The 8241-nt window shown below is 44.8% G+C and carries 5 protein-coding genes, 1 tRNA gene and 1 pseudogene; 5 read left to right on the top strand and 2 right to left on the bottom strand.

Annotated elements, in window-relative coordinates; genetic code table 11:
* Positions 1–221: pseudogene (locus P5683_RS20565) on the bottom strand (hypothetical protein); the annotation flags it as partial.
* A 284-nt stretch (positions 222–505) separates the two neighbouring features.
* Between P5683_RS20565 and P5683_RS20560 the strand changes: the two are divergent.
* The 3 genes from P5683_RS20560 (at position 506) to P5683_RS20550 (ending at position 5901) form a co-directional block, all read left to right on the top strand.
* Entirely contained in the window at positions 506–1612 is a 1107-nt protein-coding gene (locus P5683_RS20560) for a Gfo/Idh/MocA family protein (protein ID WP_006624370.1), read from the top strand.
* A gap of 375 nt (positions 1613–1987) precedes the next feature.
* Positions 1988–5710, top strand: coding sequence for a PAS domain S-box protein (locus P5683_RS20555; RefSeq protein WP_315640981.1), 3723 nt, complete (start codon positions 1988–1990; stop codon positions 5708–5710).
* 119 nt (positions 5711–5829) lie between these two features.
* Positions 5830–5901: transfer RNA gene (locus tag P5683_RS20550), tRNA-Gln, on the top strand.
* A 112-nt stretch (positions 5902–6013) separates the two neighbouring features.
* Here P5683_RS20550 and map read toward each other — a convergent pair.
* Positions 6014–6775, bottom strand: a complete 762-nt coding sequence (gene map / locus P5683_RS20545; protein ID WP_006624368.1) for a type I methionyl aminopeptidase — start codon at positions 6773–6775, stop codon at positions 6014–6016.
* 244 nt (positions 6776–7019) lie between these two features.
* Here map and P5683_RS20540 point away from each other — a divergent pair, with 244 nt between their 5' ends.
* Together P5683_RS20540 and P5683_RS20535 are read left to right on the top strand one after the other, a co-directional pair.
* Complete coding sequence (locus P5683_RS20540) at positions 7020–7289, top strand: DUF4870 domain-containing protein (protein WP_241081015.1); 270 nt, start codon at positions 7020–7022, stop codon at positions 7287–7289.
* 22 nt (positions 7290–7311) lie between these two features.
* Positions 7312–8145, top strand: a complete 834-nt coding sequence (locus P5683_RS20535) for a Tab2/Atab2 family RNA-binding protein (RefSeq protein WP_046321387.1) — start codon at positions 7312–7314, stop codon at positions 8143–8145.
* Positions 8146–8241: the final 96 nt, after the last annotated feature.

Below are 8241 nucleotides of genomic sequence, written 5' to 3'. Positions count from 1 at the left end.
ACAGCTACCTGAAAGGGGGGCACGAAGCCCCCGTGCTTCAGCCGGGGGTGCTGACGATCGCTTAATGAACCCGCCCACGCCGCAGATGGCGATAACCAGAACAGCAGCCCACCTAAAAACAATAATAAAGCCAAAGTGGCGCGATCGCACCTCATCCTATAAAGCAAATTCATATTACCAGGAACAGGACAAGCATAGCCTTGCTTAAATACAAGACCCATTGTTGATTGGAGTGAGAAAAATTAATGTATCTAATGCACGGGGAAAAAACTATTTTCCGCCGCTACTCCTATTATAACACACTTCGAGATTTTTGACGATGGTTAAAATTAAATCTTGGTGAACTTAGGTCAGCTTTTGGGCTAGTAGCAAGGAGGTTGATCAAGTCTGTGGTGCGATCGCCTGTTGGCAATAGTTGACCATCATTAGCAGTCCAGCGGCTAACAATAGTTAACTAAACAGTGCTAGGATCCCACTTAGGATAGATGATCGGAACGAGTAAGTTATGACCGCAAATAAAATTGGTATTGCCGTAGTCGGGACGGGATTTGGTCAAAAAGTCCACATCCCGGCTCTCAAGGAACACCCCCGCACGGAGATTATAGCAGTTTACCATCGAGATCTAGACAAAGCCAAGGCGATCGCATCTGAACATAATATTCCCCACGCCAGCGATCGGGTGAGTCAAATGGTCACTATACCAGAAGTCAGCGCTGTTACGGTTGCTACCCCCCCATTTCTCCACTTTCAGATGGCCAAAGAAGTTCTCCACGCTGGAAAACATCTGTTATTAGAAAAACCCACCACTCTTAATGTTGAAGAGGCCAAATATCTGTATCAACTGGCTAACGACAAAAACTGTGTCACCACCATGGATTTTGAATTTCGCTTTGTCCCGCAATGGCTGCAATTAGAAAAACTACTACGCCAGGGATATGTCGGACAACCGAGGCTAGTCAAGATTGATTGGTTAGTGTCCAGTCGCGCGGATGCTAATCGACCCTGGAACTGGTATGCTGAGAAACAAAAGGGCGGCGGTGCTTTAGGCGCGATCGGTTCCCACAGCTTCGACTATATACACTGGCTATTTGGTCCGATAAGCCGCCTGTGCGGACAGTTAAGCACAACTATAGCCCAACGTCCTGATCCGGCTGAGTCCGGCAAACTGAAGCCTGTAGATGCCGATGATACCTGTAATTTAATCTTGGAGTTAGCCGACGGAACCCCCTGTCAGGTATGTTTGAGTTCTTGCACCTTCCAGGGACGGGGACACTGGGTAGAAGTCTATGGTAGTGATGGAACATTAATTCTCGGTAGCAATAATCAAAAAGACTATATCCACGGTTTCAAATTGTGGGGAAGTAAAGCTGGGGAAGATTTGGCAGAAATTGCCATTCCCGATAATTTGCAGTTTCCCAAAACTCATGATGATGGTCGCATCTCTGCCTTTTTGCGGGTTGTCGATCGCTGGATGGAAGCTATCTCACGCCATGAGTCCCTGGTACCTTCTTTGCGGGAGGGGGTCTATTCTCAATTACTAATGGATCTCACCCATGAATCCAATGTTACAGGGACTTGGGTTGATGTTCCTGATCTGAACAATTTATTGTAGATTTGTGCAGGGATACTAGCCCTACATCCTAGGATATGATGGCTAATATAGGTGAGAGCCTAAATGTAAGTATAACAGTATGGTTATGTTCACGCGCTAGGTCATTGATGGTGTTAAGTCCAGTTACAAATTTATAAGAACGGCCTGTTTTTTTGTTAAGATTAAATTAAAGGTAATTGCGGTGTGGCATTAAGACTTTGGACAAGCCATTTAAAGCCAGTTGCGAGTTAAAAATCAATGCGGATGTTTGGTATTACCCCTCTCAATTAAGGTCTGTTATAGTCAGACCCGTTGTTATAGACTGATCCGTGCTTTGTGCCAGTCTCTTCCCTGAAGTGGGAATAATTATATGACAGTAAAATTTAAGGTAAAACTATGTCCAGATTAAACGGCCGAGTTTTCGACCTGGGAAGTGGGGTATTGCGTCAGATCGGCATTAGCCCTGACATCTCCTTTGACGATATAACTCGCCTGACTATCCACATTACCAATGCACCGATCGCTTTCATCAGCTTTATCGACCAAACTCATCAGTGGCTGAAGGCTCAAATAGGCTTATCTGATGATCTGAGTGTTTATTTGGATTTTTGCGGATATGCGATCGCCTATCATCGTGGTGGGAATCTCAGCACCGAGCCCGACAGTCCTACCTCCCAACCGATTATTATTCAAGATATCAGCACTCACCCCAAGCTGGCTAATCATGCGATCGCTAACAATGAGCAACCCATCAAATCCTATCTGGGTGTTCCAATTACTACCCGAGATGGCTATCAATTGGGGATGCTATCAGTGATGACTTATGAGTGCTGGCAACCTTCATCAGGGCAGATTATAGCCCTAGAATCCCTCAGTCGTCAAGTAGCTAACCAAGTTAATTTACACAGACAATTAATGGACCTACACGGGAAACTAAGTCATCTGGAAACTATTATCCAAGAAAGGAGAAAGGTATGGGATATTGTCCGACAAGAACGGGATTTTGTCAATGCGGTTTTAGATACTATTAGCGCCCTAGTAGTGGTGATTGATCCGGAGGGTCAGATTGTCCGTTTTAATAAAAGTTGTGAACAATTAACGGGATATAAAGCGGGAGATGTTGAGGGCTTATTGATTGAGGATTTAGGATTATCAATTTTTGATCAAGACTGGGAATCATTGAATTGGGGTTTAGCAGCCATTGAGTTTGACGATCCGCCCCCATCATCTCATCAGGTCCAATCGAATAGTATAAGGATGGGTCATTTTCCAAGACAGTGTGAGAACCTCTGGGAAGGAGCTAATGGAGATTCCCATTTAGTCGCTTGGTCAAATAGTGCCATTAGGAATCCAGATGGCTCTCTCAGATATATATTAGGCTGTGGAATTGATATTACTAACCGCAAACAGTCCGAAGAAATGTTGCATTTATTGCAACGGGCGATCGAAGCTAGTCCTAATGGGATTGTAATTTCGGAAAACACCAAAAATGATCTGCCAATTATTTACTGTAATGCAGCTTTTGAAAAGCTAACTGGGTATACTAAAGAAGAGGTGATTGGTCAAAACTGTCGGTTTCTACAAGGACCAGAAACCCATGAAGATGCGATCGCTATGATTAGACAATCCATCAAACGCAAACAAGGATGTAAAGTGACATTAAAAAATTATCGGAAAAATGGTAGCTGCTTCTGGAATGAACTAGCTATTTCTCCGGTGCGAGACCACCGAGGAAAACTCACCCATTTTATTGGTATTCAAACTGATATTACCGAACGGAAGCAGTCCGAAGATGCTCTGCGAGAAAGTGAAGCCCGCTACCGTCTGTTAGCCGATCATGCTACAGACTTAATCTCCCGACATGATGCTGAGGGTATTTATATTTATGCGTCTCCAGCCTGTCGAGATTTACTAGGTTATGAACCGGAAGAATTAATAGGAATTTCCGCTTATAATTTTTTCCACCCTGATGATAGAGAGCGCATCCAGAAATCTCACCAGACCTTATTGAGTAACTCTGATGTGGATACGGTAAGTTATCGAGTTCGGCGTTCCGATGGTAGTTTTATATGGTTTGAAACTACTTCTCATGCTATCCGCAATCAAGAGAATAATGATATCCAAGAGATCGTATCTATATCTCGTGACATTACCGAACGCAAACAAGCAGAAGAAATCCTGCGGGAGCGATCGCACCTTTCTTTATTAGAGGCGGAAGTTGGGAAAGCCCTAGGACAAGGTGGGACAATACCAACTATTTTGAATCGTTGCGCGAAAGCAATGGATCAGTATTTAAAAGTCGCGGGGGTATCGATATGGACCATAAACAGTCAAACTAATCAACTCGAACGACAAGCTGGGGCGGGAATTGTTACCCTGAAAGCACCCACACCTCAGCTATGGAACCATGAACTATCGCAAATGTCTCAACAGATGGCGCAGCTTTCCCACCAAACCTTAGAAGTTCCACTGGTGGTAGAAGGGCGGTTAATGGGGATGATGGCTATTTGTAGTTCTAATCCATTATCTCCGCAAGTTCAGGATGTGCTAGGTTGGATTGCTAATGCGATCGCTGTAGGAATTGACCGGGTAAAAGCCCGCGAAGAATTGCAAAGCCGTAGGGAAGCCTTACTATTTCGCTTGGCTAGTCAAATCCGCAATTCCCTAGATATTGACACAATTTTGGGAACAGCAGTTCAGGAGATCCGCAGTGTTCTACAAATCGACCAATGCCATTTTTTGTGGTACTTACCCACCCAACCGAACAGACATAATTTTGCCATTACTCACGAATCGCGATCGCCTTCTTTATCAACAGTTTTAGAAGATTACCCCTCCGATAAAATTGGCTGGTTGGCTCATAAAATCTGTAACCGGGAAACAGTACAGGTTAATAATCTACAAGATACAACCGTTTTAGATGCAACTACCAGGGGATTACTGGAAGATGCGGGAATTGCTTCGGAAATTTTACTACCCCTGGAGACGCGATCGGGACAGCGGGGGGCTGTCGTCTGTAATCAATATAATAGTCCTCGCGATTGGATAGATAGTGATGTGGAACTATTACGAGCCGTAGTAGATCAATTAGCGATCGCCATTGACCAAGCCGAACTTTACGCCCAAACTAGAGCCGCCGCCTTAGCCGCCCAAACTCAAGCCTTCCACCTAAGCGAGGCTCTCCAGGACTTGCAACAAAAAGAGTCACAATTGATTCAAAGTGAAAAAATGTCTAGTTTAGGACAAATGGTGGCGGGGGTAGCCCACGAAATTAATAACCCGGTTAATTTTATCTATGGGAACCTCACCTATGCCCGCGATTATACTAAGGATCTGCTGGAATTGGTGGAACTGTATCAAGAACAATATCCAGAACCCCTGGAAGTGATCCAAGAACGCATAGAAGATATTGACCTAGACTTTTTGGTGGAGGATTTACCGAAAATCCTGTCTTCCATGGAAATGGGAGCCGATCGCATTCGTCAAATTGTCGTCTCTCTACGGAACTTCTCCCGTTTAGACGAGGCGGAAATGAAACCCGTGGATATTCACGAGGGTATTGATAGCACCTTATTGATTCTGCAAAACCGCCTGAAAGCAAAAGGTAGTAGTTCTGGTATTGAACTGGTTAAAAAATATGGTCAACTTCCTAGGGTGGAATGTTATGCGGGACAGCTTAACCAGGTGTTTATGAATATTCTCAGTAATGCGATCGATGCTTTAGATAATCAACCAGACCCCCGTATGATCACCATTACCACCGAAGTCGTATCAATTAGCTCTGGGTCTAACTTATTTCCACTTCCCGCTTCTGATGTCATCAAAACCACCTCTGAAGGGATGATCAAACCTCCCGTATCCAAAAGTCAACAGGTGTTGATTCAGATTCATGATAATGGTCAAGGTATTCCAGAGGATTTAAAAAATCGATTGTTTGATCCATTTTTTACCACTAAACCCGTTGGGAAGGGGACCGGACTGGGACTATCAATTAGTTACCGGATTATTGTTGAAAAGCACGGAGGAAGCCTCAAATGTATCTCCAAGCCGGGAGATGGCTGCACATTTGCCATTCAGATTCCTATTCAACCCCCCCCGGAACTCAAGCACCCTCATTAGATCTACCAGCCTCTGACTGCTTTCCATGTCCGGGAAGATAGGGGGCTGAAAAAAAATTTCCCAAAACACTTGACAAAACCGGGGTGAGTGTTGATATGATAATAAAGCTGAGAGATTATTGGGGCGTCGCCAAGCGGTAAGGCAGCGGGTTTTGGTCCCGCCATTCGGAGGTTCGAATCCTTCCGCCCCAGTTTACTGTAATGAGTTATAATGCCATATCCTAGGCTGGAGTTAATATTAGCTATTTCCGAGAGTAGGGGCAACTGATCAATTGTCCCTACCTGGCTGGTTTAACCAAGAGCGCTATGGTAAAGTTAAAATATCAACTCCCTGGTCAGTTACAGCGATCGTGTGTTCAAATTGAGCAGACAGCTTACCATCTGTGGTAATTGCTGTCCAACCATCATCGAGTACCTCTGCTTCCCAGGTTCCCTCATTAATCATCGGTTCAATCGTAAAAACCATTCCTGAGCGCAGTTTTTTACCTTTTCCACGGGTTCCATAATGGGGAATTTGCGGTGCTGTATGAAAGACGGTATTAACCCCGTGACCGACAAAATCCCGCACTACAGAAAACCCATAACTTTCCGCGTACTCTTGAATAGCAGCCCCAATATCCCCTATGCGACTACCCGGTTTCACCGTCGCAATAGCCCGCCGCAAACATTCCTCCGTGACTTCAACCAATTTTTGAGCCGTCGGGGAAGGATTACCTACAAAAAAGGTTTTTGAGGTGTCGCCGTGGTAGCCATCAACTATAGGGGTGACATCAATATTGATGATATCTCCATCTTGAAGAATCTGCTTGGCGCTGGGGATACCGTGACAGATAACTTCGTTAACACTGGTACAAATAGACTTGGGGAACCCATTATAACCGAGGGGAGCGCTACGGGCACCATGAGCCTGAGTCCAGCGTTCGGCTTCATCGTTGAGTTCTAGGGTACTGACTCCTGGTTTAACCATCGGTTCTAGGTGGTTCAGTAGTTGCGCGGCTAACTTTCCGGCTTGGCGCATCTTTTCAATTTCTCGGCTCGATAGCAGTACGATTGTTTCGGTTCCCATTTGTATAATTAGCTAGTTGATACCCTAATTAGTAGGCTTTTTCTCTACCTAACCTATCACAGTTGATGGTTCTACGGGGTGCGCTAAGGTACTATCTGCTTAAAATGGTATTAAGATAGATCAACAGTGGCATCATACTTAGCTATGGAGGCAACATGACTGATCGACGGAACAGATAGATCAAGAAAGCAGAACTTGGGGTATGATCGCACACCTGAGCTCTTTTGTGGGTTATGTCATACCTGTGGCTAATATCGTTGGACCTTTGGTGATTTGGCTGCTGAAAAAGGATGAGATGCCATTTGTTGAATATCAAGCTAAAGAAGCGTTGAATTTTCAAATCAGCATTTTGATATATCTGTTTGTATCCATCGTGTTGATTGTGTTTTTAGTTGGAATTCCTCTGCTATTTGCGGTGTTGTTGTTTGATTTGATTTTTACTATTGTGGCAGCCAGCAAAGCTAATGAGGGTATCAGATATCGCTATCCTTTGACTTTAAGATTGATTAAATGATTCACTAATGGCTTAATTTTTTATGCGGATATGGCAAGCTGATTTTTATCGCCGTCCTCTTCGGAATGACAGCGGACAGCCTTTGTGGGAACTGTTACTTTGTGATGAATTGGGCGATCGCTTATTGGTGGCGACTTGTCCTCAGTCGGAAGCTAACTCTACTTGGCTGCTGAAACAGTTAGAAGAAATTTGGGACACTGATCAACCTGATCTGATTCAGGTGTTTCGACCTGCTTGCTTGAATCTCTTTGAGGTGGTGGGTAAACAGTTGGGGGTGACTGTCCAGGGGACTCGTCGGACGCTGGGTTTAAAAAAATTGCTGGCAGAGATGATGTTAATTTATCCCCAAATGCCAGGTTATACTGGCGAGGATTATGATCCTTTGGCTATTGATAAATTACCCCCTTTACCTCTACCGGAAAATCTCTGGGGGACGCGCTGGCGGTTTGCGACTCTTCCAGCGGGAGACCTTCAGGAAGTCTTTGGCGATCGCCCTATTCCTATTTTGGATATGCCATCATTTTTACTACCCCTGAATTTGGGTCTGGCTTCTACCGTTGCTATTTCCGGGGTGGTTATTGATGGGGGTCGCCAGTCTATGCGCTTGGCTAGATGGTTACAGTCGGTTAAACCTGTCGGCTTGAATTACATTCCCGGACAACCTGATGGCTTGATTTTAGAGGCGGGGTTGAGCGATCGCTGGGTAGTTGCTACTTTTGATGATGATGATGTCGCTCAGGCGGCGCGGATGTTTGAGACTCGTAAACGCTTGGCTAAGGGATTACATTTTCTCTTGATTCAACCTGATGATTCTGGGGTAACTTATACGGGTTTTTGGTTGTTAGCAGGGGAATGAAAAATTCCCCCTCAAAAGTTGTTGCTCATCCCCTGAATATGGGCGCGATCGCTGTGTTGAATAAAAAATCAAGCGTATAGCCATGTAACCCCCACA

It is taken from the genome of Limnospira sp. PMC 1279.21 (assembly GCF_032349615.1).
Taxonomy (GTDB): domain Bacteria; phylum Cyanobacteriota; class Cyanobacteriia; order Cyanobacteriales; family Microcoleaceae; genus Limnospira; species Limnospira fusiformis.
The sequence above is the reverse complement of the archived record's forward strand: the minus strand, read 5'-3'. Positions and strand labels throughout refer to the sequence as shown.

What these genes read in the sequence shown, in the direction of transcription:
- P5683_RS20535 (WP_046321387.1), top strand. Translation starts at nt 7,312, where the DNA reads ATGCGGATATGGCAAGCTGATTTTTATCGCCGTCCTCTTCGGAATGAC.
- map (WP_006624368.1), bottom strand. Translation starts at nt 6,775, where the DNA reads ATGGGAACCGAAACAATCGTACTGCTATCGAGCCGAGAAATTGAAAAG.
- P5683_RS20555 (WP_315640981.1), top strand. Translation starts at nt 1,988, where the DNA reads ATGTCCAGATTAAACGGCCGAGTTTTCGACCTGGGAAGTGGGGTATTG.
- P5683_RS20560 (WP_006624370.1), top strand. Translation starts at nt 506, where the DNA reads ATGACCGCAAATAAAATTGGTATTGCCGTAGTCGGGACGGGATTTGGT.